Consider the following 26,087-nt stretch of genomic DNA (forward strand, 5'->3'; position numbering starts at 1 on the left):
TTTCAAATCTTTTTTGAACAGGTGTAAACGAATATCCCTTTGTCTGTTTTCTTGGTGTGAAGCCCTTTGCGCTGTTTCACCATGATTAAACCGGCTCCCGTGCTGACTGCCATAACCAGTACGACAAGTCCGGCGAGAAAGCCCAGTACACAGTAGCCGATTATGAATCCGACTATCGCACCGCCCGCTGCTCCGGCAGCCCAGTAGATGTAGCGGCCCTGGATACCCAGGAATTCAAGAGGCTTTTGAAGCCCCTTGAAAACCGGGTATGCAGTATAGCCGTTGTCTGCGTTCTCTGCCATAAGGTCAGGAGATTCCGAAGAACAGAGGCAGTGCCTGAGCTGCTGCAATCAGGAAGATGCAGGCTCCGACCACCATCATGATCTTCTTCTTCACGTCCTGCTCCTCGTTGTTCATGGCGATATAGACGCTGATCGCACCTACGACGGCCACGACGCCGGCAATGGCGTAGCAGAGCTTGACAACGATGGGTACATACTTGGCGATTTCCTCGCTGACCGTGGTCAGGGCCGTAGTACCGGCTTCGTAGTTGCCTGCGGTGTTCTGGGCGAGACAGGCAACGGTGCCGACAAGCAGCATGACCGCCAGTGAGTTGAATCGAGGTGATGTGACGAATTTCTTGATGGAATTCTTGATTTTCTGTAATTTGTTCATCTGTTTTGTTTCAAAATTGTTTTACGGTTCTCTTATTTCTCATTTGCGCATTTGAGTCTCTTTTATACACGGTAGCCGAAAAAGGCGGGGAACACGATGGTCGCTCCGATAATGAACAGGATGGCTCCCACCACCATCATTATCTCTTTCTTCCAGCCTTCTTCTCCGGCGTTTATCTTGAAGTAAATCTGCAGGCTGGCGATGACGGACACGATTCCGGCCACCGCATAGCAGATATACACCACATACAGTAGCATGGTAATCACGAAGTCATGGGCTTTCGCCAGTCCGTCCGCACCCCAACTGTAATCCACTCCGCCGCATTTTGCGGAAGCGGACAGGCAGCAAACGGACAGGATTGCCGTCAGTACCACTCTTATAGGATCAATATGTCTCACGGGTATGGCTGACTGTGGATTTACGGAAAGCAATGTCTGATTTCTTGTCATACAGCATCTGTTCAAGTTCTTCAAACGAGACACCACCCTCGCTCGTCACGTCGGTCTCGTCCATATTGTCTGTAAGGTTGTCAAAACGGCCTGTGCCGCCTGATGGGGTTTCCACTTCCGTGGCGGCAACCCTTGAATGGTCATTGTCAGGGGCAGTCTCTTCCCCGAGAGAGAATCCGTTACCGCTTTCCCTGACCGGAGTGGCCACAACTTCATCCTGCATCCCGCTGACATCAAATTCCTCTACCGAGGTTTCTTTCTCGTTTTTCTTGCCGTAAAGGTCTTTGCTGATATGGTAGCCGTAATAGATGATATAGGCTATCGTCAGCACGATGACAAATATTACATACGGTGTCATTGTCGTTTGCGTTTAATTGGGTTTGAGTTTAATTTTTCCGCAAAGTAACATTGAAGATTATGTGCGTGAAAATTATATCCTGACAAATCTTCTTTTCTTAACCGTAATTAGTATAAGACGCTGATTTCAAACTTACTTTCATACTCTGAATGAAATTTAACCGCAAATAGAGTATGATTATATCACAGTATGATTATGTAGTATTTTTAACCACTGAAGCACCAAGAACAACCTCTCATCGTTTTACTTTATTCCGGGCGCATATAGGATGCGCTAAAGTAAAACAATAGAGAAAATGCCGTGAATACAGCCCTTGTTTGTCCGCTTTTGTCAAATATTCCGTTTTTTATAAAGAGTGATATTTTTCAGTTAAATATTTGGCGATAATTTATTTTATCACAGATTCTATCTCCAAAATAGTTTCTAAATGGGGATCAAAACAAATGTATCGTTGCTTAATTTAGCCATTTTCATCAATTTTATTCTGTAAATCAAGATTTTGTGGATTATTTTTGCTAACTTTGCAACCAAATTCTCAATTAAAAGATGATAGACCTCGTACATATAATCGGAGAGACTACCGATTACGACAAGAAACAGCAGCTTGAGGTAAACAAGCCGAAAAGCTGGTGCAAGAGCGTTTCCGCCTTCGCAAACGGGCGGGGAGGTTCTCTGATTTTTGGCGTGGCCGATGATGATACTGTGATTGGATTGGAAGATCCGCAATACGTTTCCGAGAAATTCAGCGAAATAGTCAAGTCAAAACTTGATCCGGTACCGGAATTCTCGCTCTCATTCGAGAAGGTGGACGGAAAGACACTGATGATTGTCCGTATCGAACCGGGAACCATAACCCCATATTATTATATGGGCGACGGACAGCAGATTGCATTCTGCCGTATCGGTAATGAGAGTGTTCCGGCGACTGCCAATATGCTCAGGGAGCTGGTATTACGTGGTTCCCACCAGTCGTATGACAGTTTGTTGTCGGGCTATAAGTTTGAGAATTACGCATTCACAAAACTGCGTTCCGTTTTCCATGCCAGGACGGGTAAGGAGTTTACTGATGACGATTACGAATCATGGGGTATCGTGAACGCGGACGGACGGTTGACCAACGCTGGTGCGTTGCTGGCAGACGAAAGCCCTGTCAGACATTCTCGGATATTCTGTACCCGTTGGAACGGCCTCGACCAGGCACACGGCATAATGGATGCCCTCGATGATACGGAAGTTTCAGGTAGCCTTGTCATTTTGTTACAGGAAGGACTGGATTTCTGCCGCCGCAATTCAAAAAAGATGTGGTACAAGACCCCGGATGGGCGTGTGGAATTACCCGGATATCCTGAAGAGAGCATCCTTGAGGGATTGGTAAACGCTCTCATACACAGGTCTTACATTGAAATCGGCGGCGAGGTACACATTGACATCTTCGACAACCGCATAGAGATTTCCTCTCCCGGAGGAATGTACGAAAACAAACCTGTTCAGGATTGTGACATCATGAGCATTAAGTCGCGCCGCCGTAACCCTGTGCTTGCAGACATTTTCAGCCGCCTCAAATATATGGAACGCCGGGGCAGCGGTTTCAAGAAAATCTGTCAGGATTATAGCCTGCAAACCAACTATCGGGAAGAACTGCATCCGAAATTCTATTCCGACAGTTATGATTTTACGCTGACGCTCTATAATCTGAACTACGGTATCGAGAATGGGGCAACGGAATCATTGCCCCAAATTGCCCCAAATTGCCCCAAACTGCCCCAAACTGCCCCAAACTCAGATAGCATCGAAAAATTCTTGAAAGTGCTCCGTTTGTTTCCCGGGGGAACTATCCCACAATTATCAAAAGAATCAGGATTCTCTGAACGCATGGCCAAATATTACATCCAGTTTTTGAAAGAATCAGGGTCTATACGCCGTGTCGGAACTAATAGAAAGGGTTATTGGGAAATCATAGAATAATAACCGATAGAGACGGAGACTACTATGACACTGACAGACTTATTTCTTGTAGTATGTGAATCCCGACTTTGAAATTCATGCTGACAACGGACTTATATGAATGTATTCCTTATACTGAAACTGTGGGGCAAGCCAACAGTTACCCAACAGTTACCCGACAGCTCCCCAGCAGTTACCCAGCAATAACAAAATAATGGATACTATGTGTCCGTTCCTGTTTGTAAATCCGCATGAATTTCATGCCGACAGCGGGGTTGATGGGTCGTATTTCGTTATACAAGGGTAGTGGTTGGAAAAGCACCACCTAAGCAACACCTAAGTACCACCCAAGTACCACCTAAGCGCTACCCAAGTAAAAAACCGGATTGGGTGTATTGGTATGATTCGTATTGGTGTGCGATAATTTTGATTGCGGCAGAATTTGGAGAACTGATGCGGTTCCCCATAGTTTCCAATCTCAATTGCCCCAAACTTTACCCCAAATTGTCCTGAAGTCAATTCTATAAACATAAAATTCCCTGTCTTATTTTTCTGGTGGAAAAGTAAAACAGGGAATCGTTGTATCTGTATTGAGAATAAAAGTCAGGGACAAAAACGCTTGCCACGAAGAAAGTCGTTAAGGTCTTTGTAGCCCTTATAGACTCCCGAAGCGTCATGTATTCCGTCACGAGTTTCGTTGAGAGTATCCACAGCTCTGCGCCCGGCATCGTCATTGTCAAGACAGCAGGTGACAGTCGGATAAGGGGCAAGCCATTTCATCGCCTTGCGGAGATTGGAAACGGAGTTCAACACCACAAAATCCATTGTCTCGGCAAAGGGTGTGAAATCCGAACGGCGGCATAAGGTCATATAAGACAGAAAGTCCATAAACCCTTCAAATATGGTACACAGTTCATTGCCATTGCCCATTTGTATGAGCGACACATCCTTTTGCCCGACAGTTCCTTTGAAGAACGGATTTCTCACCTCATAGCCGCCCAGGACATTCCCGAAACCTATACCATAATAGTGCCGATGGCCAAGCGAGAAATGAATTTCTCTACAAAACTCCACGGCAACTGAACTGTCTATGCCTCTGGAATCAATATAGGACAGAAGTTTGTCATTGGTAAGCGGCTTTACCGTCACATCCCGAAATGTGCCGGCTCGTTCATCCTGCAATTCAGACGGTATCCGCTCCCTGATGACAAGCTCCGCCGTGGTGTAGTTCTGGATATGCCGGATTACCTCCATGATGTCGTTGGTATTATACATCATCTTGCCAAGGTCTATGATGTCACCGCTCTGCATTGTAGCGAGATCGTACCAGCGGTTCTTCTTACGGCTGACCTTGAACGACGGATGCCGGTCCTCCCTGTACGGGGCATGGTAAAGCACGTATGTCTGATAATTGCGTACAGGGCGTATGCCTATTTTTTCAAGATAACCGATGATGTCGATTCGCTTGATTTCTCCGAAATTCACTGCCATGTTCAATTTCTTAACTCCGTTAATTTATTCTGCTCATATCTGTATTCACGGCTATCCTTGACGATGATGCCCTTTGACATAAGATGCTTCAACCACATCACAAACGAGGTACGTCCACGCCTATAGCCGGTTTCCGCATACATTTCCCGCAATTTGCCGACCAACGTATTGTAACCTTTGACCGGACCTTCGGCAAATACCTTGTCAAGAATCTCCTTGTGCTGCGATACGGTGATATTCTCGAATGTCACCCGTTCCTCTTCATCGCTGCTGAATCCCGGTATATCCTCCGGCAAACCGTCTTCATTGATACGGAAGGCAAAGTTTGAGAACTCCTTTTCCCTGGTAATCATCGGACGGACTTCGCTCACATCAGGATTTATCTCGCTTTTGATGATTTTCATCACGGTCTCCGCCTTGTTGTTCAGTTCTGTACCGATGTGGCCTCTCGTATTGTCATCGCTCTTGTTAAGGTGCAGGACAGTATGGATGTGGATATTGTACATGTTGGTCCACCGCATGAGGTCGTTGATTATCTCAACGGACTCTCCGGGAGAGTTGATGTCATTGATAAGGTCGCGGATGCCGTCGATAACAACAAAACCAATCTTATCATCAACTTCCAGAGCGGAGTCTATGATGTTGCGGCGTTGCTGTGGCGTGAACTCCCTGAGCATAAGGAAATCCAATGACGACACCTCACAGTCGGAGGGCAGTCCGGACATTTTGAGTATGCGGTGAAGCACCTTGAAGCAATGCACGCGACTTTGCTCTGTATCTATATACAGCACCTTTGTCTTGCCTTCTGGCAGTTTGGCACGATAATGCAGCACTTCTTTCCCTGACAGCAATGCCGCCACTATCGCACTCACATTGAATGTCTTTCTCGATTTTGGCTTGCCCACGGATGCACTGAAATTACCTACTGTCGCCACCGTAATCTCATCGACCGTCAGTATTTCCGGCGGGAATACATAACGGTCGGTGGCACGGATTTTGACATACTCGAGGAATTTCTTGAATTTCTCCCGGTTGGCCTTTTCCTGCGGCGTAAGTTCCTGCGGTGCCGGGAATATCCTGTCGAACGGGATTTCTTCTATCTTCATTTCTCCGCTCCTTTCCTGGCCTTACGGTTCCCCTTGGGAAGCTCCATCATGGTCTCAGCCGCCGCCCTGCGGCTCATCTCATACTTGGAGTAGATGACATTGCGGCGCAGCACGTCATCAAGTTCCTTTCGCTCTATGTATATGAATTTTCCACGAGGTTTGAAATGGGTAATCTCCCTGTTGGAAGTCATAAGGTATATCTGGCTTTTCGATACCCCTATATATTCCGCCGCCTCTTCGACGGTCAGCATCTCACGGCACATGAAGAGCTTGGACTCCAGTTCCTTGAAATGCTCGAATATCTCGCCGAGGTCGCCATAACGCTCCATGAAGGCACAGATGGATTCGATGCGCTGCACCGCTTCGTCAACCGTGCTTTCTCCCATCTTGGAGAGCAGATGGCTCACGTTCTCCACCCGTTGTAGGGTGGCTATAAATTCCGATGTCATAAACTGTCCTTTTTGTTAATAATAGCATTCATGCGGTTGCTCCGACCCATCGGGCATACCTATTTCCGGCTCGATGACCATGTGTGACCTTATCCATTTGTCAAGATCTTCCTTGTTGAAGAAAATACGTCCGTTGGTTGGACGGCTGTGGGGTATGTCATACTTGCGCATCAGTTTGTAAAGATGGCTTGAGGTGATGCCGAGATACAGGGCTGCATCCTCGACCGTGAACGTGCCTTTCAGATGGAAAAGCATACCGATGAGCTGGTCAACGCGCGACAGCAATTTGTCGAGCTTGACGGAACACCGTTCTCCCCATTGGGTATCTGTGATGGTCTGTTGTTCATTCATTGTTACTTTGTTTTTTTGATTCCACTTTCAGAGCCGTCGCCCCGTGTCTTGAAAGCTTTCGGCTGCAAAGTAACAATGTAATAGGGCGTTGAAAGCAATATTTTGAGTGACACCTGCAAAGTATCACTCAAAATAGCACTGTCACTCAGGATTTCGGTTCTCTATCGGACATATTTCTCACGTATATGCTTCATCAGAATGTCTATGTCGTTCTTGTAGCTGAAGATGCCGTTGCTCCTTGCACGGTTGAGCGCGGACGAGAAATTGGAACGTGCCTGCGGCTTGTTCTTCCCTTGCAGCAGGATGGAGCCGCTACGCTCAAGGACGGTCTGCCAGCAGCGGCTGACAAGGTTCATGGCACTCAGACAGTCAAAGAAATAGGCGATGCCCATAAGATTTACTGCCACCAACGGAGTGGTGAGTGTACCATGCATCAGGCCGTTCATTTCCTGGACTGTGATTTTCTTCTGGAAGAAGCCTGCGTCATTGGCGCAGTCAGCAAGCAGTGGCATATCCTCGGCTCGGATTGCACACGAGAGTCTTTGTTCCTGCACCCGGTTCACGGAGGCGGTTCCGGATGTTCCCGGATTTTGCTTTCCGTCATCACGACGTTCCGTATAGACAAGGAATATCACCTTATCCATGTCCGGGGCTTCCAGTGAAGGCCGGGTGAAGAATCGTTTTACAAGGTCTGTCCGCTCCAACAGGAGGATGCCGATCGCACCCAACGCCTTGCGGTGGATGTTCTTGCCCACAGCATCTTCATCTTCGGCATAATGATGACCGTCGATAAACTGCAGGGCGAACACCCGTAGCGTCATTACGCCTGTGGCTACATAATCCTGATACTCTCTGTGCGCTTCCAGCAACAGTTGGCGCAGGTGGTCCAGTCCTGCATCACCATTTACGGGCCGGGGTGAAAACTTCCCTGTAAAAAAAAGGAATAAGTTTTCGGATGAATGGATTTACTTCCATACTTCGGATGTTGTTTATGAATAATTTGTAAAAGCAAAAGTCCTCAAAGTATCTACCTTGAGGACTTTTTGTATCTGTATTCAGTCAGACATTCTTATATAATCTACTCATTATAGATGAGCTTACTTCATAAGCTAACTTCATTCTGCGCTTGATGTTCACACGAACAACATTGTTGTTTTTATTGTATGTATGAACGCGGCTCTCTTAATGTTGGCATGTTGAAATATGTATCTTATATGAAGAAATTTCCGAAAGAATAGAATCTATTAAAATAAATGTATCAAGTTCTTGACCTGTTCGATTATAATTGAAGTTCATATTATTATAGTTATTTATCAGCTGGATCCCGTCTTCAGACTGCGGCATTGCGGCTGCTGTCTTGCAGGTCTCAGTTGCCTGCGAATCCGTCCTTCATCAGGAACCGGTGGCAAATATACGAAATTTTACATAACAATCGTTATGTAAATGAAAGTAATCACTGAAATTTAACCTGCATTAAAGCGGTAATCGTTAAATACGATTCATTAGGAAGCAAAAATCTCATTTCACAAAGGTAAATACATCCAAGGCTTCTTTATTATAAATCAGCCATCACCCGTCATATATGTGGCTTTATAAGGGTATGTAGCAGCTGTGTTTTCATCTCTGCAAAACGGTAATATTTACACTTTGGCAGTTTCAGAAATGAGGTGTAACACAAATAGATAACGAATGTACTCTAATTTTTCCTTATAATCCAGATTGGGACGTAATGGATATTTTTTTTGCGTGACACGTGTAAGATATAAATTTCTCACAGTAAAGAAATGTCGTTTGAAATCATTATCATAAACAAGTTTGATTCCCCAAAAACTACATACATTTAATCCGACCCTTCAAATATGATAGATGTAGACTCAACAGAAATGTCGGCAATAAGTGAAAGGATGGTTCGGTCGGTATAAATATATACACCCCTTGACTGACTGACCTTGATAGCCCGCCTGCAACATTTTGGTTAGTCACTCTAAATATATACGCCCTCTGACCGACTGACTTAATTAATCATTCAAATACACCGTCAAACAACGAGACGGCTTCGTCTTTCTTCGTATTGATAATCCGGGCGTAACGCTGGGTGTGCCGGATGGTGGTATGTCCGAGCAGCTGACTGGTAGTGTAAATGTCTATACCCGCTGTAAGACAGAGCGTTGCGAAGCTGTGCCTCGCCGCGTGAAAAGTGATGTCTTTCGTGATTCCGGCATTCTCCATCCACGTTCCGAGGCTCTGCCCGTAGTTTCTTGTCAGCCGGGGAAACACCCTGTCCTCCGCCGTGGCGTCCTCCGGCTTTTCCGGCAGCCATTTCCGGGCGTTCATGTTCAGCGGCAGAAACAGCTCGACACCGGTTTTGTACTGAATTATCTCAACCTGCCAGTGGGTAGCGGTTCTCACAATGTCTTTCCAATGGAGATTCATGATGTCATAGATGCGCAGCCCGCTGAAACAGGAGAACAGGAACGCACCCTTGATGTCCTCACGGCAGCAGGGAGTGGCGATAAGCCGTTTTATCTCCTCTACGGTCAGATACTCGCGTTTGTGCTCTTTGATGGACAGCGAGGCTCTGGTTATTCCCTTGAACGGGCTTTTGGGTATCACGCTTTCACGTACCGCATAGTTAAGCGCAGCTCTGACATAGCACAGGTACAGGAATACGGTGCTTTTTGTCATTTTCTTCCGGTCTGTATTATGTGCGGAACGGCTGACAAGGTACTCCATAAACCTCGTGAGGTATTCCTTGTCCACATCGGCAAGTGTAGTCTCAGAATCATAATCCGTGACCTCCTTGACCGTTCGGTCTATCCACGCTTTTGATGATTCCGCACAGCTTTTCTTCGCATTCTCGGCATAAATGCCCATCCATGCGCAGAACGGCATCCGGGCCTTGTGTGATTTGTCCTTTATGCCCGCAATACGGTTGGTAAGGTCAAGTATCATTTCCTCCTTGATGGCGTTCGCTTGTGCCAGCGTGTTGGCATTCATTATTCTTGACGGTGTGTCGGTCTCCGGCACAAGGTACAACTTCAGGAACTTGTAAGTCCGCTTGCCGTTATGGTATATATCCAGATACAGCGAACGGTTGCCGTTTTTCAGCACTTGCTCCCGGAGCCTTATCGGTTCCTTCATCACCACCTGTTTCTTCAGTCTGCCCATATCTCTTAATCAAATAGTCTGTCAATCAAATAAACTGCATCCACCTTCTTTTTGTCCACGATTTTTGCGTACACCTGGGTCGTTTCCACATCCGAGTGTCCGAGCAACTGGCTGGTGGTATAGAGGTCTGCGCCCATTGTCAGCGTCATCGTCGCAAAGGCGTGACGGCTCACGTGATAGGACACCCGTTTGGTAATGCCGGCCTTGGAAGTCCACGTTTTCAGCACATGGTCGCAATCGCTCAGCGTGGGGACATCAAAGACGGCATCGTCAGGATTTCCTTTCTCTCCCGGCATGAACTTCTGCGCCTGTAGGCTCAAAGGCAGGTAGATTACCTTCCCCGTCTTTTGCTGACGCAATTCCAAATGAGTCTTGCCGTTTTCCTCGATTACGTCTTTCCAACGCAGTCCTTTGACATCACTGTAACGTAGCCCGCAAAAACAAGAAAAAAGAAACGCCGTCTTCACCCTTGGACTCCTACATGGAGTGTCAATAAGCGTCTGCACCTCTTCAATGGTCAGATACTCGCGTTTTTTGCGTTCCCCCTGTATGGAAGCCCAGTCGAATGACAATAAAGGATTGTCGCCAAGAATTTCCAGATCCACGGCATAGTTGAGGGCCGCCCGTATATATCCGCAGTAACCGGATATGGTTTTCTTTGCCAGCGGCTTTTTTGTCAATCTCGTCATCCGGGTGCCGAGATATTCTATAAATCCCTGAAGAAAGTCCTTATCGACCTCATACAATCTTATCCGCGGATTATAAGCCTTCAGGCACACTGATACTGCGTGTACATGATCGACAAGGGCTCTGCGCCCTTTTTTCTCTCCGGACTCAGCGTATTCATCGAGCCATTCTATCAGCGGTGTCCGGGCTTTGTCCGAAAGGATTGTCGCCGGCTTCTTGTTGGTGATGTCAAGAATACGCTGTGCCTTGATGGCATTGGCAGCCTTGAGCGTGTTGGCATTCCTCTCCTTTGCCTCCTGCGATATTTCAGGGACAAGGAAGAGTTTAAGAAACTCATATCTGCGTTTGCGGTCGGTATAGATATCCAGATATATGGATTGGTTGCCGTCCTTAAGCTGCTTGAAGCGGATGCGGACAGGTACCGATTCTGATTTTTTTGTTCTTGCCATTCTCTGCCAATGCTTTATTTCGTATGCAAAGGTACAAAAAATAGCTCATAACGACTAACAAAAAAGTAACATAAATAGCAGAAATAACAAAAAATAACCTATACCCCACCAAAAACAAATCAAAATCGCTTCTATGCAATGCCTTATAAATAAAGGCTTTTGTTTGCACTTACTTATAAATTTCCTCTCTCATTTACGCCATTTCACTTTAACACGTATACCTTTGGCGGAAAAGAAAAACCGTCGTATCTTTGCGGTGGATTTGTACGGTTGTGCTAAAGATGGCTCGACGGCTTTCTTTGTGCGCCTGATACTTCGTTACTCACTCATATCTGGGTGCAAAGATAGGCATTTTGAAGATAACTACATTCATTTTGCCTGTTAAACTATGTTAATACACGAAAGAAATTTTTGCCGCCGTGCCGTCTAATACAACCTAAAGCATTGTATAACAACAAATTAAGAGCAAAATGACTGAAAAAGAAATTATTGGCAAAATGAATGACTTTTGGGCACAAAGTGGCAAAAGTAAGGCAGAAATGAGTCGCGAGTTAGGCGTGGACGCTGGCACATTTGGCAACATCTTGAATGGCAACCGTGGCGTGTCTGCTGGGCTGCTTTCAAAGTTCTTGGAAACGTATCCATCTGTGAGTGCTGAATGGCTCATGCGTGGGGTTGGCTCAATGTATGCCTCTGATGGGGCGGCTGTTGTCGGCAATAACAATGTGGCCAACAACCGCAATACCACAGTAAACGATACGGATGCCGTGCGACTGTTGGCCAACCAACTTGCCGAAAAAGACAAACAGATAAATCAGTTACTCCAGATTATTGCAGCCAAATGAAACACCGATTTGCCCTTTTGCTTGCCCTCTGTGGCCTTTTCTCATGCTCGGATGATGAGACACTACCAAATAGCGAAACAACGCCACCAACGGCCTTGTTTGTGGCCGTCAATGACGTTGAGTTGTTGATGGTTGATGTAAGGGATGGCCAATGCCATCAATTCACGGTTTGGCAATCCGATGGGTCGCGGTTCTACGCTCAGGGCTTCAGCACGTCTGGCAAATGGCCATCATACACTTACATCTATACGGGCAACTCTGATGTGGCCGTGGGGCAATCAGCCGGGCAAATGGAAATGTCGGCTACGTTTGAAGATGAAACGGAGTTTGTGGCTGACTTCAACGCCCATTTGGTATTACAGGAATTGGCAATGAATGTGACGGGCCAATCAATGACTCTCACGATGTCAGCAAAAGATGTCCGTTTCACTCGCCATGATGCACCTTTGGACGTGAACGGTGACGGCATCCCTGACTTGCTGCAACCGCAAATTTTCAGCAAATAAAATTCATCTATTTGTAATTAACTGAAAATCAGCACCAAAGAAAAACATAATTTATATAATGAGTATTATCGTTTTACATACACCTTCGTATTCCCTCGTCCTTCTGATGTTATGCCAGTTGGCTGCACACAGAAATCACGGAGCTCTTTGGCGGCTGTGGAATGAGGGAGGAGGGTCATTGCTTCATAGTCATGGACTCGCATGAAATGGTGTTCGGCAATGTAATCTTGTGCCATCTTCAGGCGTTGGTCGCGAGTGTATGGTGAACGGTTGTTTGGGGATTCATATCCCTTATGCAGTTTGCATTTGCGACCGATGTCACGGACGAGTTGTTTGTCCGGACGAAAGTTGACACCACGAACACCAATGCGCTTGGCGGTAACTTTCTTTCCGTTGCCATCAAAGTCCTCTACCTCATCATCGTCCATCACGCCAATGGAGAGACTGAACGTGCCAAGTTCGTCAATTGTGATGGTATGACCCTCGGCAAGCCAACGTTTCATCTCATCAACCATACGGCACATGACTTTAGCCACATCGCCCTGATTCAATCCTGAACCAGGGTAACATATCTTCTTGACAAAGTCTTCGGAGCTGAGATTGCTATAGGTTTTGACCTTGTAGTAAGCTTTCCGCTCTCCTGTGCCGTTCATGTCCGGCATTTCTCTTTTGATGTATTCTGCCATAACTACGGTTTAACAAGTTTGTTGCCTAGGTTTTACAACCTGATTAAGTAGAGTTATTAACTCTTTCTCCCTGTTCTTGCAATCGGAACGCAGCATGAAATGATGGTATCATGGTTTGAAACGACAGTATCACAACTTGAAACAATCATATTGCTTCATGATATAACGCATTTTGTTCATGCAAGACATCTGGGCTAAACAGGGTCTTCGTTTCTATTCTAATCTCACAAGATCTGTGAGTTCGACATCAAGCAGTTTTGAGTTTTTGATGTATGTTTCCATTGGTGGTTGACACGCATTGGTACACCACTTAGAGACAGTTGTTGGAACACAGTCTAATTGTTCCGCCAACCACTTGTTCGTTTTCTGCTTCTCTGCCAAAACAACTTTAATTCGGTTATTTTCTTATCCATCGTATGCAATTTTTAATATATGATGACAAAGTTACTGCTTTTTATTGAAAATTAGGCACTTTCTTTCGGTTTTTTCTCAAAAGAAAACTCATTTTATTGCAATTATTCTCACTTGTTTCAGAAAAAAACAGTAAATTTGCACTTGTCATACTGTGAAAATCAATAAAGTGCGCAAATTATGAGTTATGAGTATAAACATCCTCGACAGGCCGTCACTGCTGACGCTTTGGTCATAACGCAAAAAGAGCCCCGAAAAGTTCTGACCATAGAACGGGGTGGCGAACCCTTCAAAGGCTGTTGGACGAACTCCCCGAACTTGCGTTTGACCACAGCAAGATACCCAACGATGATCTTGAAAATTTCAATGCAATGGCTATACTTCCTTGTGGGAACGTGGAGAAAGCTTCAAGTCGAATACTCCACGAGGTAAACATTGGTATCGATACGTTTAGTATGGAAGAAATGGTCACATCGGCTGGAAGGCGTAGGTGGCCCGGTTGACGTTGCTGTCATCACGAAGAACGACGGCTTCACATGGTTGAGCCGTAAGAGTTGGTATCACCATAAGGATGTCAATGGCATGTACGGTTACATGGGTAAATAATGGATAATTCCTAAATTCCTATAACATTATGGATACAGACAAGTTTTCAAGCAGACTCCATGATGCAGTGGAGAACTACTATCAGTATAACCCTGACACGCTGATGCCACTATTGATGCTGGCGTTGGCAACTCAGGATAAGATTAAACTAAGCACCAATCACGACGACTCTGCACATGTGTTCTGTGAAGTCTCATTGAGCGAGATAATCAGTTATGACTGGGTTCGGCTTGACCCATCACTCAAAAGAAGAGTAAAGACAGCGATTGCCAATGGCGGAACAACATTCAGCATCGAGGGAGATATAAATCCAACTCTCATGGATATTTATGATACGTTCCACTACTATGACACATTCACAGTCAACGAGGAATATCATCACAGAATCGGTATTCTCTACGAGCATTCCAACAACTCTGCCTGCGACAAGGCCCACAGACAATATGCGATGATATGCTTGGCAGAAGTCATGATTGATGCGCCAATGGAATGGCTCTCCAAGTGTTTCCTACAAATCGCAAACCACATGCTTGTCAAATCGGGGTTGCAGCCGGAACGTCCACGCTTGCAGGTTGCATACGCGTTATGTACATTGCTGGATTATGACGGAGAAGGTAAAATATATAATCCGTTTGCCGGTTGCGCCATTGCTGCAGCTGCCATGAATGCAAGTGGAAACATGTATGCTGACGGCAATGCAAACGACAAACTGTTTGCTGTTGCACGACTACTCAACTATGGCATGGGAGGAAGCAATGAACACTATGCTCAACGAGATTCAACAAAATGGACTGACGCCGGTAAATTCGACTACGTAATGTCAACTTACCGTGGGTATGTAAACGGGCTATCGGCATTTGACTTCTGTCTCTCAAAATGTTTCGACACTTTGACAGATAACGGCAAGTTTGCTGGCATCATTGCTCCAAAAGACATATTCGAGAAGCAGTCACCGGAGTTCAAAGAAGCATTGAAGCGTGACTGGATTGAAACGATTGTGCTTTTGCCTTTCGGAGAAGTTGCAGTACTCGTCAATGCCAAGAAGGAAAAGGCAATGAAGTCAAAGATTCGTTTCTATGACCTGTCCCATCCTATGCTTCGAAGTCATCCTATACCTATGGTGCTATCTGACGATGACTTTGCTGACATTCTGCGTGTATCTGACGTGAAGAAGAAAAGTTATCTTCGAAGTTTGGTTGTACCAGAATTTGAGGAACGTGACGGTTACGAAATCGTTACATTGGGTAGTCTTGTAAAGAAGATGCAACGCAAAGCATACTCTTTGGCAAGAGTTCCTGAGGACGAGAGGGTGCTGGCTGTCATCGACAGAAAGAGAACATACAACATGTATGAGACAGTCTGGATGAACGGCATAAAGAAATCCAGAATTGGATCCTTGTTCGCTCCAGCATATCACCTGTCATGTGACTGTTTGATTACAAATATTCGTGGACGATTGGAACCACGTCTCTTTGTTGCAGATAATGGATCTGCATTTTTCCAGGATGGTTATGCTTTTGAGATACAGAATGGATTTGACAAGAAATGGTTACTTGAACAGTTGAACAAGCCATACGTTTTGCGCCAGCTACATCCTTACGGAATGGACAAGATGGTGCCAGAGGCAATAACAGAGGACCAAATTCTTGGTTTGAAGTTGTATAAGGAGATTGAGGGGAAAACCGATTTAGATGGATTTGACGATGATATTACAGGCGAACTTCCTACAGGATTTAAACTAACAGGTAACAAGTCAGTCTATACAATTCACAGATTCCTTGGACATGGAAGCTTTGGCTATGCCTACAGCGCATCTGCGAAAAACCTCGTTACAGGAGAAGAAAAGGAAGTGGTGCTAAAGGAATTCTTCCCGTGCAAAGACTACCATCGTGAGGGAGAGAATATGAAAGCTGTTCCAAACGAGAATACTCGCTTCGATATAGATGTTGAAAGACAAAAATTCCGTGAGGAAGCAGAAATCATGCATAAACTTGGCAATACACCTGACAGCCATATTGTACCAGCAGAGGAGTTATTCGAAAGCGAGAATACAGGAACCACTTATTACGTAATGCCTTTCTATCACACTGGTTCCCTGGAAGACCTGCAGCATTCTGGAACACAATTCACTGAGGAGATGCTTGTAAACAATGTGGTCAAGCCTATTTGCAAGGCCTTACACATTGCCCACAAATGTAAGGTTCTGCATTTGGACATTAAGCCAGAAAACATTCTCGTTGACGACAACGGTGTAGCAGTATTGACAGACTTTGGAGTTGCCAAACAGTATGATAACGAGGGTGACATCATCAACAGAAAAGGAGTGCATGGAAGAAGCGAGTATGCCGCACCAGAAATGAGACCAGATGGCGCTATGATAACATTTGGAAGCGAGCCTGATATATTTGCCCTTGCTGCAACTCTATATAATTTGGCAACCCAACGTCGCCCACATCCAATACAATATCATAGTGACGAGGACGGCGATCTACGTTTCTTCATGGGAAAAGAAGGATTGTCCGTTGGTTTCATTGAAGCAATTGTTGCCGGACTGCAAGCTGCTGCTCCTGCACGTCCAGCTAATGCTCAAGCATTCCTAAACCTCTTCCCTGGTTGCGAAAACATCAAACTCTAATGCATATGGCACAATACGGTTATTACATAGTACTCGACTTTGACGGCACGGTAGTGAAACATCGCTACCCTGCCGTTGGAGAGGATATTGGTGCATTGCCAGTTCTCCGCAAGCTCGTGGCTAACGGTCACCACATATTGCTCAACACCATGAGAAGCCATGATTCTGAAGGAGTGGACACTCTGCAACCTGCTATAGATTGGTTCGCAGAACGCAACATCCCTCTCTTCGGCATCAATGAGAACCCGACCCAAAAGGAATGGACGTCATCACCCAAGGTATATGGCAATGTCTATATTGATGACGGAGCACTCGGTGCGCCACTGAAGGAAGATGACACTCCACATCCAACCTTAGGTGCCGCCTCCCCTTTCATTGACTGGAGCGTTGCAGCCATCCACCTCTATTACAAAGGTCTCTTGACTACAAACGACATCATTGACCTCGTAAACGAAGGAGTGATCAGCAAGGATTTGGTGCTGCTCATTAGCAAGAATGTACATGAGGTGTGGTCAGCCGGTCGAATGAGCGAAGGATAGACCTACGGGCCTGTTCGCAACGACCAAATGCGTAAGACACCATGCCTTGTTCCCTATGAAGAACTTTCTGACGAGGAGAAGGCATACGACTGGAACACAGCTGCAAACACACTGAAATTAATCATGTCGTTAGGTTTTGAAATAAAGAAAAAACAATAAGCTTGTGAACTATAGTGCAAACCGAGAGCAGAAGAATGTATTCTTATGCCGAGGTGCAGCCTATAGTCTATAAAAAGTATTTTATGAAAATAATAAAAGACGAACAAAGGCAGATTAATCTGTATCCTCTTGTCATTTACTTTGTCCTTTCTTCAAAAGACTCAAAGGAAAGGGCAGAAGCATTGAACAAACTTAACAAGTACCAGGGATTCACTCGTGGTATCTTTAAGTTCCAAACCATCGAGCATGTTGGAAAATATAGTGAGGAGGTGTCTTCAGAATTGACTGATGCCATCAAACGTTACAACATGTTTGTCAGACTTGTCGATGACAATTCCGACGCATTCTACTATGCAGTACACAACGTAAACTTCAACTTGAGTGCTGATGAAGTGGAATATTCTATTCAGAAATTCATTGTGGAGGTATGCAAGCAAAACATCAAGCAACTGGCTTCGCGAGATACTGAGTATTCACTGCATGGTGTATCTCCGGAAAAACAAACGGCAGTTCGTCAAATGCAGCAATCATTCCGTGAAGCAATGACTCTAAGAGGGTATAAACATGGATTATGGGCAAGACTGTTGGGTGAAGAGGTCCTCGAAACCCGTCCTATAGCAAGCATCACCAAAGATGGGAATGCTCGGGAAATGCCTAAGGGATTCACAGAGAAGTTTGAGAAAGCTGCCAAGAACAATAATCCGCAATATCTGTGGTCATGGCTTGAAAGTATGACAGGCGCTCCTGGCAAAGAAGAATCAGACGAGATAGCCAAAGGCTACTACAACAAGAAATACGCTCCATCACTAAAGCGTGACCAACGCAGACGTACTCAACCAAAAGAAAAGCCTGCAATCTCTGTTGAGTTAAAGCTTATCGTTAAAACCATGCTTAAGAGTGGAAGGGAAAAGAAGGAATTTGGCTTTGTATTCACGGTAAATGATGAAGTATTCCCGGTTTGCTTTGGCAGCAAGGACCAAACGATGCTTTATGCTTGCACATTGCTCAGACAGAAGATGGGCGAGAAGATGTATCTGCACGAATTCTTCAATAACTCAAAAGGCTGTAGCAGCAAGGCAAAGTTCAAGAGGGGCAAGTCTGAAAAATGGCTTAAAGCTGTTTATGAAGCTATCTTCCCTAATGATGCAAGAGAATTCAGCGACTGGATTGGTAAGGTCAGAGAGACGCGTGGCCGTCCACTGAATCAAGGCAAATCTCAGTCATCCAAGCGTATTGAAGAGATTCTTGATTCACAGTCATCTGCCATATATTTCTGTTCTGTAAGTACAAGGGAAGATGAGATTGGTGACTCATTCTATGATATAAAGATTCATCCTGAGAAGATTGTCATTCCAGAAAACATGCAGTTTCTCATTGATGAGTTCAATGATCTGATGGGAATCTAAAGAAGACCGCTCGATAGTTTTCTTATACGTATATGGCAATTCTCCGCATGGGTATTTATTCGTACCTTTGCGGAGAAATTTTATTATAACGGTCAAATATACAAAGAACAATGAGCAGAAGAATCTCTAAAAAACTATCAAAAGGTCGCTTGAATCCAATGGATGACATGGATCTTCTTCAGCAGCGCCTTGAAGATCAAGGAATGCGTAAAAGTTTTGCTTGCGTTTTATCGCGGTCCAGGAACAGGAAAAATCAACAAGCGTACGGAGAACATCTCGCACTCTGTAGATAAGATGGACAATGCTATGCAGAACATTATCCTTCAGGAGATTGAAGACTTGGAAGGAATACTCATTGCAACGACCAATCTGACCTCTAATCTCGACTCTGCCTTTGAGCGTAGATTTCTTTTCAAGATAGAATTTCATAAGCCTGCAACTGATGTAAAGGAAAGATATGGAGCTCGATGCTCAAGAATATTAGCAATGATGATGCACAGACACTCGCTTCAAAGTTTGATTTCTCAGGTGGTCAGATTGAGAATATTGCTCGCAAGCGTACCATTGATTTCATCCTCTCGGGTGAGTTCGCAGACATTGAGGGCATTGAGACATATTGCCGTAACGAACTCCTCGAAGACAAGAAAAAGTGTAAACCTATTGTTGGATTTAATTCATAAATTAAGAAACTATGACAAAACTTATTGGAAAAATCATTGAGTGGATTTTTATTGGAATTGCATGTATCTGTTTGCCTTTCGCTATGATTTTCGGAGTCGTTTCCGGACTCTTCAACAAAGCTTTGGGCAGAAAATACCAAGACTTCACAAAAAACGTGGAGGGTCTTGGAGAGTTGAAGGCGAGAGGCATCAAGGAGAAAGATTGCAAGGAATGGATAGGACGCATTAAGATTCCTCATTGGAATGAAGCAGAGATTCGTGTAAGTTCAAAGTTGCTGAAGAATGAGACACTCCTTACAGAAAAGGTCAATGAGTATCAAAAGGCTATGCAGAATATTGAGTTCATCATCGAAGCTATTCACAATAACGATGTTTACAAAGATGCGTTGAAAGACGGACAGGACACATTGATTGCAGAAGAGGAAATATGCATAGAACTCAACGATGAAGATTCAAAGGAAATGGATCCTTATATCTCTATCTCCTATCCCTCTGGCAATTATTATGTATGGTTCTCGATTCAAAATGGAGAAATGACATACTTCGATGTGTCTAAGAATCAAGACAATTAATATGACCAAGTCAAGAATTAAAGCATCATTGCTCATTGTGTTTCTTCTGATCTTGTTCTCTTGTTCTACAGACGCAAGAGAACTAGTTGTGAAGGAAAGATTTATCTACAATCGAGTCATTGCACACTATTATGTCAGTATTGAGAAGTACAATGGCAATGGATGCGTTCGTGATTCTATTAACAAATGGTTAGACCTTGTGGTAAACGACCATTTGAGATGGGCATATTATGCTGATTCGACAACACCGCTGCGATATGATTCAAAAGATTTTGCAACTCAATATCGGAAATATGCATATATGCATATCGCTCGGCTATTCAATACGACAAAGATCTTAGCAGCTGTGGAAACGATGTGAGGAAAGGTGAAGCATCACAAAGAGATTCCCTGAAGATTTATAAGACATGCGAAACTTTCCATAGCATTTCATATAGTGTAGAGGAATATTTCTGTTGGGGCTATACTCATCCCACTCGCTATAAGATCAATGCCGTATTTGACAAAGAAACTGGTAAACGTTTAAAGAATGAACTTTTAGAAATAAGTTAGAAACAGATTGAATATGAATACAATTATTACAATTAAGAAAGACGACGAACTCTTCCCAGAGGCATTCAGAGCCATTGGCGACGATTGCCCTTCACAAATCTACGTGATGGGGAACGTGAATCTCCTTAAAGAAACCAATTACGTGGCTATTATTGGAGCTAGGAAAGCAACAAGAGCAGGTAACTCTAAGGCATACGAGCTCGGGGCGGCATACGGAAAACAAGGTGCTGTTGTTGTCAGTGGACTTGCCTTAGGATGTGATGCTTCTGCACATCTTGGTTGTCTTGCTGCAAAAGGAAAGACAATAGCCATTGTTGCCACAGGTCTTGACCTTGTACATCCAAGAGAGAACGAGCCGTTACAAAGACAGATCCTAAACAATGGAGGTCTCATTTTGTCTGAACAGCCACTTGGTACTAAGGCAAATCCTTCACGATTGGTTGCACGTAACCGTCTTCAGGCAGCCCTTTCATCCGATGTTATTGTGGCAGAATGTCCAGAACATAGTGGAACCATGCATACCGTCAGGTTCGCTCAAAAATATGGCAAAAAGGTTAAGGCTGCCATCTTTAAGCATGTTGCAGAGGAAAATTCTGGTAACAGATTCATCATCAGCTCAGGTATCGGAGAAGGCATTTAACAAGAACAGTTCAGAATGTTACTTGTGCTGAATAGGACGTGTTATTGCCTATATAAAAGGACATCTTGATGAAACTAGATACAAGGTAAAATCAAAAAGAGATCATGTCCTGATACAATCACATCTTATTGCTGGTGATGACATAGGTATTGAGATATATTGGAACTATAAAGATCCTATAGGGTGGTTTGACGAAATTCTTTTGCAAGAGAACAGACTTCTTGCTACAAAGGAACGGAACTGTCAGAACTTACACCCAAGAATACCAATATCAGTTAAGCCAAAGTTTGTTGATAACAATCCTAATCACTAAATATGGAAGAAAAATTGACTAAAAAAAAGAGATGCAGGAAATGTATTAAGCGGAATGATAAGTGTGGAGATTATGAAATGTCTCGACTGAACAACGGAGCACCAGTCAAATCTTGCACCAATTATTATCCTATTTCAAAGTATAATTCCCCATATGAGGTAGAAAGAAGAGCAAGAAGACAGAAATTTATTAATTCTGTTATGTCAGACGAACGACTTTCATACCAACAAAAGATGCAGAAAATACATGTCGTAATAGAAATGTTCAATTTGATATAAGAATAATGCAAAGTAAGCCATATAACAAACGCCGTTTGTTTAAATTCAAGAATTGGAGCTATCTGCTTGACGATGATGATAAAACTGCATGGATTGCCAAGGGGCACATAGGAAGATGCAAGCGATACAAAATCCCTAATAGTGTTGATATTGATGGCAAAAGATATACAATTACCAGTATAGAAATGGGGGCATTCAACAATCCAAGAACCCTTAGGCATCTTTCCATTCCTGACAGTATTGAGTATGTTGACGAAGATGAATTCCTATTTATGTCCAAACTAAGAAGCATATATATAGGAAAAGGATTAAAGCATCTAACAGATTGGCATTTTCGAAGAGAAAAAAGTAATGTGCCACTTTTGATTAATCCTAAAAATCTGTATCTTAAAACACAGAACAACTTAATACTAACAGGTGATGGTAAAACTGTATTGTGTACAATGAAGCGTTGTCGCAGTTATATTATTCCAGAAGGGGTTGAAAGGATTTACGCTTGTGCAATGTGGTGGAATAAAATACTGGAGGAGGTTATTCTTCCAAGTACGTTGAAAGTCGTGGGTGATAATGGTTTGTCAAATAACCCCAATATAAGGCGATTGGTATTTCCTGAAGGATTTGAAACGTTTGATGTACAAGGTCTGATGGATTGTACGGGACTTGAATATCTTGACTTGCCTTCTACACTAAAAAAACTAACAGACAGTCTTTACGGTTGTTCTAATCTTAAGACCATCATCATCAGAACTAATCACGTTTTTGATGCTTCCGTTGATTTTGACGATGTGCCTCGCGATTGCAAAATCATTGTACCTTCGAACTTGCTGGACGATTATAAAAAACATTCTTTCTGGCAGAATTACAATATAGAATGCACACAAAGTGTATCTGTTTGACGATGAAGAATATGGAAGTATATTGGAAGAGTTTGTCATGCTCTGTATATCTCGTACATCTCATCCATCATCACTTCATTACATTTTGGAGAAAAGATGTAAAACAGCAGATATTTACAACGATCAGATGATAATTTCTGTATATCACTCTTGGCTTCAGACACAAGCAAATTCATTCGGTCAGGAGCATAAGCAGAAATTGAATACTTGCGTGAGAAGATATACTTTGAGTTTTCAAATAGGCAATTGAAGTCAGCTCTATCAATAGCTATTAAGGACTTACTCGAAAGAATACGCCCCATGAAACGGCTGTAACGCTTTCTGCTAATCCATGGTAAGAATCGCTCAAACCATGGAAATAATAATTCTTACTGACCATGTCCTATTTGCGTAAATTGAAAGTTATCATCAAGAATAAATGCTGTATGGCAATCTAGACAAGCAAACCAATCCGTAATCATCGGTTCTGGCATCTGTGAATGACCGAACACCTGAAAACATCCAGGCAGATGATTCGGAAGAGTATCGATAAACTCTTCTATATCTGCCCATACACACGATCCTGTAGTTAGGTGACCGCCCCTATACCAAGACACATCACCCAACGCAGCATATATGTGATCTTCATGGAACATCTTATTGAGATGTTTGACTTCATTTCCACGTTTAATCTGACCGAATATCATTTCGTTCTCCTTCAGCCAGTCGGGAATTATTCCTGCATGAGAGAAAACAACACGTTTCTTCCCTACCCTTTCTTCATGAACAATATCAAATAAGCAGAGATTATCTTTGATAAGAGATTTTATTTCGTCATGATTATCATCGTCATGACGGCATTGTGGAAGGTAGTTACTAATGTAGCTTAGGTCGTGATTTCCCAAAAGTAAAACTACATTATCCAAGTGTTGTTTCTTAAACTCTATAACTTCCCGAAGAGATTGTAATCCCTCCCAGAACTCAATACCCTCATGGGAATAAGGATCAGTATAGTCACCAAGAAAAATTATCTTCTCGTTCTCACGTCCCTTTACAGCGTCTTTCCAGAAACTTCTTCCGTGTATATCAGGGATTATTATCATCATCGTTTAAGTTTAAATGTTCATCAATACCAGGATAGCCTACTTCAAAACGTCGTCCTATATCAAAATAGATTCTATCCACACCATAGGCAGGTTCAAATTCCAGACAGTCTATTCCATTACAAACGCTTTGTTTCAACTGTCTTAATTCTGAATATGGAAACACTCTGCTAATATATTCATACTCCTGTCCAACATCTATAACACAAAGAGCAGTCTCAGGAGTTTTGCCGTCACCTGTACTATCGATGGCTTCCAAGATTCGTCTCTCCTGTACCGTCGATACATCATACATATCTATAGTACCATTGGTGACAGAATCCATAACTTCCTTTTCAAAATCTTCCAAAGACTGAAGATTGAATTCTTCGTACTCCTCATCCGCCACATCCTCGCTTTCATATGCCCAATAGTCCATGCTCAGCTCATCTGGCAATATTCCTTCTGCGTATTTATCCGTAAAAGTGTAGCCATAGATATAAGCTCGCATAGTTTCAACGTCAATATCAGCAGGAGATGTATGTAGCTTCAGCTTCACATCCTCGTCGTATTTGTCTTTGTACTTAGTGTAATCTACCTTTTTGAATTCTTTCATTGTATATTATTATAATTATGATTGTTATACTAATGCTATTATCTCAATACGAAAATAGGCCTCTCCCATATCGGTTTCAAAGGATTTTGAACGATCCTTCTCATCAAATTCAACCCCTGCTCCATACAACTTATGGCAAAATGCAATAAGTTCGTCTTTTGACTCAGAAACAGCTATCGGAGTGCTTATCCAGCGATTTATCATATTGTCATTGTGGGTACGTTCCAGGATAAACAAGGATTTGCCAGCTTGTTCAACAACATGCTTTTTATCTCTCCCTGCACGTATCATCGCTTTTCGATGTCTCTCGAATGAGCAATTTACGGCCATCATTCTTCTTCAGTCATGCTATTTTTCATCGTCTTGATTCAAGTAATTATCAATTTGTGAATAAGTAATATGTCCTTTCTTTACGAGAGCAACTTCTTTTTCTGCTCTGAACGTAATCAAATCATGCTCTATGGCTTTTCTGCGTCTGGTCAAAGGAGTGATAGCGTGTTGGTATTCAACATTATTGATGATTCCCTGTTTCATCTGTGATTTGAACTCACCCCTTGCTGCAACAAGAGACTCTATCTCAAGTTCCGCATTGTGTTTTCTTGTACGATACTCGACACGAAACGCTTCCAGTTCTTCCTTGTAATGCAATATTCCAAGGTCTTTATACTGATTCTGTAACTTGTAATACTGTTCCTTAAGACTGCAATACAATCTTTTAAGTATATTGGTGTTTCCTTCTGCAATATCCAACTGCGTTTCCAACTCAGATTCACGGCTTTGACCTACAGCCAGCAAAAGATCAACCACCTCAGGAAGAGTATAGGCTTCATACATCTGTTTTGCCTTAGTGTAACGCTTGTTGATCTTCATGAACGTACTCCACACATTAATGAAAGGGGAATGAGAAATGTCACCTATTTTACCATCAGGATATACGCAGGTACAATGATTGCTTCCACTTAGAGGGCTTCCTGCTATTCGGCATGTCAGAGCATCCCTACCCTTCCGGTCCTTTGCAACGTTAGCATCACAGTTCAGCCACCATTCTATATATACTCCGAGTGTTGGATAGTAAAAACCTGACGTTCCCGTATATGCCAAACCATTCTGTACTGGTACTGGGGCCAAGAACATTCGGCTATCATTCAGTATGCGATGAGCATTACGGAAGAAGAGGAAAGCATTCTTATAGAAAAAGTCTTTCATTTCATCTTTGCCAGTCTCTGCGTTCTTTACTACAGGCTTTGAGCCTACTGTGAAGTATTCTTCGGATTTGTCAAGTGAAAGATTATCTTCACTATAGATTTCAGGTTGGACCACTTTCGGATAACATACAAGTTCCGAACCATTAATTAACACTATGCGATTGTCAGGAAACTCAGTAGATAATGCATCTAAATCAACTATTGCCATAATTCTAAAATTTTTAATGTTAAACATTCTCATCATAACTTGTCCACCGTAGCATTGGCATTTGCTCGGTTGGCATCCCGTCTTACAGGAACTCTTGATGATGCTATTAAATTATAAATCTGGATATGATAGATAAAAAGCCAGAA

At 43.4% G+C, this 26,087-nt stretch carries 28 protein-coding genes, 1 pseudogene and 1 riboswitch; of the genes and pseudogenes, 12 read left to right on the forward strand and 17 right to left on the reverse strand.

Translation table 11 applies throughout. The annotated features are described in order from the left end of the window. Positions 1-2: 2 nt before the first annotated feature. From CIL02_RS03560 to CIL02_RS03575, 4 genes are all read right to left on the reverse strand, one after another. Complete coding sequence (locus CIL02_RS03560; protein WP_094399118.1) at positions 3-302, reverse strand: DUF4133 domain-containing protein; 300 nt, start codon at positions 300-302, stop codon at positions 3-5. Positions 303-306: 4 nt separating this feature from the next. Then, positions 307-675 (reverse strand): DUF4134 domain-containing protein, encoded by a 369-nt coding sequence (locus CIL02_RS03565; RefSeq protein ID WP_094399120.1) that lies wholly within the window; start codon positions 673-675, stop codon positions 307-309. A 62-nt stretch (positions 676-737) separates the two neighbouring features. Then, on the reverse strand, positions 738-1,064 hold the full coding sequence (locus CIL02_RS03570; RefSeq protein WP_240513517.1) for a DUF4134 domain-containing protein: 327 nt from the start codon (positions 1,062-1,064) through the stop codon (positions 738-740). Next, complete coding sequence (locus CIL02_RS03575) at positions 1,060-1,482, reverse strand: hypothetical protein (RefSeq protein ID WP_094399124.1); 423 nt, start codon at positions 1,480-1,482, stop codon at positions 1,060-1,062. Before CIL02_RS03575 ends, CIL02_RS03570 begins: the two co-directional genes overlap by 5 nt. 546 nt (positions 1,483-2,028) lie before the next feature. On the opposite strand from CIL02_RS03575, the gene CIL02_RS03580 reads away from it, so the two are divergent. Next, on the forward strand, positions 2,029-3,447 hold the full coding sequence (locus CIL02_RS03580; RefSeq protein WP_094399126.1) for an ATP-binding protein: 1,419 nt from the start codon (positions 2,029-2,031) through the stop codon (positions 3,445-3,447). Positions 3,448-4,029: 582 nt separating this feature from the next. Here CIL02_RS03580 and CIL02_RS03585 read toward each other — a convergent pair. The 7 genes from CIL02_RS03585 to CIL02_RS03615 all read right to left on the reverse strand — a co-directional run bounded on the left by CIL02_RS03585 (position 4,030) and on the right by CIL02_RS03615 (position 11,127). Continuing rightward, positions 4,030-4,917 carry a toprim domain-containing protein gene (locus CIL02_RS03585; RefSeq protein ID WP_094399128.1) on the reverse strand — a complete coding sequence of 296 codons (888 nt, stop codon included), beginning with the start codon at positions 4,915-4,917 and terminating at the stop codon, positions 4,030-4,032. Positions 4,918-4,919: 2 nt separating this feature from the next. Then, complete coding sequence (locus tag CIL02_RS03590; RefSeq protein ID WP_094399130.1) at positions 4,920-6,023, reverse strand: AAA family ATPase; 1,104 nt, start codon at positions 6,021-6,023, stop codon at positions 4,920-4,922. Next, positions 6,020-6,472: a helix-turn-helix domain-containing protein gene (locus CIL02_RS03595; RefSeq protein ID WP_094399132.1), complete on the reverse strand. Its 453-nt coding sequence runs from the start codon at positions 6,470-6,472 to the stop codon at positions 6,020-6,022. Before CIL02_RS03595 ends, CIL02_RS03590 begins: the two co-directional genes overlap by 4 nt. Positions 6,473-6,487: 15 nt before the next feature. Then, positions 6,488-6,823, reverse strand: a complete 336-nt coding sequence (locus tag CIL02_RS03600; RefSeq protein WP_094399134.1) for a helix-turn-helix domain-containing protein — start codon at positions 6,821-6,823, stop codon at positions 6,488-6,490. Positions 6,824-6,984: 161 nt separating this feature from the next. Then, complete coding sequence (locus tag CIL02_RS03605; protein ID WP_094399136.1) at positions 6,985-7,692, reverse strand: hypothetical protein; 708 nt, start codon at positions 7,690-7,692, stop codon at positions 6,985-6,987. Positions 7,693-8,845: 1,153 nt separating this feature from the next. Then, positions 8,846-9,991, reverse strand: a complete 1,146-nt coding sequence (locus CIL02_RS03610; RefSeq protein WP_094399138.1) for a site-specific integrase — start codon at positions 9,989-9,991, stop codon at positions 8,846-8,848. A 5-nt stretch (positions 9,992-9,996) separates the two neighbouring features. Next, positions 9,997-11,127, reverse strand: a complete 1,131-nt coding sequence (locus CIL02_RS03615; protein WP_094399140.1) for a site-specific integrase — start codon at positions 11,125-11,127, stop codon at positions 9,997-9,999. Between the two features lie 470 nt (positions 11,128-11,597). Between CIL02_RS03615 and CIL02_RS03620 the strand changes: the two genes are divergently transcribed. Both CIL02_RS03620 and CIL02_RS03625 read left to right on the forward strand, forming a co-directional pair. Continuing rightward, a complete protein-coding gene (locus CIL02_RS03620; protein ID WP_141210113.1) occupies positions 11,598-11,972 on the forward strand; it encodes a hypothetical protein in 375 nt (124 codons plus the stop codon). Further along, positions 11,969-12,478, forward strand: coding sequence for a hypothetical protein (locus tag CIL02_RS03625; protein WP_094399144.1), 510 nt, complete (start codon positions 11,969-11,971; stop codon positions 12,476-12,478). Before CIL02_RS03620 ends, CIL02_RS03625 begins: the two co-directional genes overlap by 4 nt. Positions 12,479-12,543: 65 nt before the next feature. Here the strand turns inward: CIL02_RS03625 and CIL02_RS03630 are convergent, their stop codons facing one another. Further along, positions 12,544-13,164, reverse strand: a complete 621-nt coding sequence (locus CIL02_RS03630; protein WP_094399146.1) for an HU family DNA-binding protein — start codon at positions 13,162-13,164, stop codon at positions 12,544-12,546. A 213-nt stretch (positions 13,165-13,377) separates the two neighbouring features. Next, positions 13,378-13,557 carry a helix-turn-helix domain-containing protein gene (locus tag CIL02_RS03635; RefSeq protein ID WP_094399148.1) on the reverse strand — a complete coding sequence of 60 codons (180 nt, stop codon included), beginning with the start codon at positions 13,555-13,557 and terminating at the stop codon, positions 13,378-13,380. A gap of 453 nt (positions 13,558-14,010) precedes the next feature. On the opposite strand from CIL02_RS03635, the gene CIL02_RS16250 reads away from it, so the two are divergent. The 9 genes and pseudogenes from CIL02_RS16250 to CIL02_RS03685 all read left to right on the forward strand — a co-directional run bounded on the left by CIL02_RS16250 (position 14,011) and on the right by CIL02_RS03685 (position 22,851). Continuing rightward, positions 14,011-14,181, forward strand: a complete 171-nt coding sequence (locus CIL02_RS16250) for a hypothetical protein (protein WP_170935006.1) — start codon at positions 14,011-14,013, stop codon at positions 14,179-14,181. Between the two features lie 28 nt (positions 14,182-14,209). Continuing rightward, a complete protein-coding gene (locus tag CIL02_RS03645) occupies positions 14,210-16,816 on the forward strand; it encodes a protein kinase (protein ID WP_094399152.1) in 2,607 nt (868 codons plus the stop codon). Between the two features lie 5 nt (positions 16,817-16,821). After that, the gene (locus tag CIL02_RS16635) at positions 16,822-17,355 is read left to right on the forward strand and encodes a hypothetical protein (protein WP_240513514.1); all 534 of its coding nucleotides are present in this window, start codon (positions 16,822-16,824) and stop codon (positions 17,353-17,355) included. A gap of 12 nt (positions 17,356-17,367) precedes the next feature. Beyond that, positions 17,368-17,514 (forward strand): annotated as a pseudogene (locus CIL02_RS03650) (RyR domain-containing protein); the annotation flags it as partial. A gap of 83 nt (positions 17,515-17,597) precedes the next feature. Next, positions 17,598-18,920 carry a hypothetical protein gene (locus CIL02_RS03655; RefSeq protein ID WP_141210114.1) on the forward strand — a complete coding sequence of 441 codons (1,323 nt, stop codon included), beginning with the start codon at positions 17,598-17,600 and terminating at the stop codon, positions 18,918-18,920. 467 nt (positions 18,921-19,387) lie between these two features. Then, positions 19,388-19,600, forward strand: coding sequence for a hypothetical protein (locus CIL02_RS03665; protein WP_094399158.1), 213 nt, complete (start codon positions 19,388-19,390; stop codon positions 19,598-19,600). A gap of 11 nt (positions 19,601-19,611) precedes the next feature. Beyond that, positions 19,612-20,172 (forward strand): hypothetical protein, encoded by a 561-nt coding sequence (locus CIL02_RS03670; RefSeq protein ID WP_094399160.1) that lies wholly within the window; start codon positions 19,612-19,614, stop codon positions 20,170-20,172. A gap of 565 nt (positions 20,173-20,737) precedes the next feature. Beyond that, a complete protein-coding gene (locus tag CIL02_RS03680) occupies positions 20,738-21,364 on the forward strand; it encodes a DNA-processing protein DprA (protein ID WP_094399164.1) in 627 nt (208 codons plus the stop codon). A 596-nt stretch (positions 21,365-21,960) separates the two neighbouring features. Continuing rightward, positions 21,961-22,851 carry a leucine-rich repeat protein gene (locus CIL02_RS03685; RefSeq protein WP_094399166.1) on the forward strand — a complete coding sequence of 297 codons (891 nt, stop codon included), beginning with the start codon at positions 21,961-21,963 and terminating at the stop codon, positions 22,849-22,851. A 368-nt stretch (positions 22,852-23,219) separates the two neighbouring features. Here CIL02_RS03685 and CIL02_RS03695 read toward each other — a convergent pair whose 3' ends face one another. From CIL02_RS03695 to CIL02_RS03710, 4 genes are all read right to left on the reverse strand, one after another. Beyond that, positions 23,220-23,936 carry a metallophosphoesterase gene (locus CIL02_RS03695; protein WP_094399170.1) on the reverse strand — a complete coding sequence of 239 codons (717 nt, stop codon included), beginning with the start codon at positions 23,934-23,936 and terminating at the stop codon, positions 23,220-23,222. Continuing rightward, complete coding sequence (locus CIL02_RS03700) at positions 23,917-24,528, reverse strand: DUF4919 domain-containing protein (RefSeq protein ID WP_094399172.1); 612 nt, start codon at positions 24,526-24,528, stop codon at positions 23,917-23,919. Before CIL02_RS03700 ends, CIL02_RS03695 begins: the two co-directional genes overlap by 20 nt. A 24-nt stretch (positions 24,529-24,552) precedes the next feature. After that, positions 24,553-24,861, reverse strand: coding sequence for a hypothetical protein (locus CIL02_RS03705; protein ID WP_094399174.1), 309 nt, complete (start codon positions 24,859-24,861; stop codon positions 24,553-24,555). Between the two features lie 15 nt (positions 24,862-24,876). Next, the gene (locus tag CIL02_RS03710; protein WP_141210115.1) at positions 24,877-25,941 is read right to left on the reverse strand and encodes a hypothetical protein; all 1,065 of its coding nucleotides are present in this window, start codon (positions 25,939-25,941) and stop codon (positions 24,877-24,879) included. Continuing rightward, positions 25,941-26,047: riboswitch (SAM-I-IV-variant riboswitch) on the reverse strand. (Overlaps the previous gene by 1 nt.) Between the last annotated feature and the right edge of the window lie 40 nt (positions 26,048-26,087).

The organism is Prevotella sp. P3-122, from assembly GCF_002251365.1.
Taxonomy (GTDB): domain Bacteria; phylum Bacteroidota; class Bacteroidia; order Bacteroidales; family Bacteroidaceae; genus Prevotella.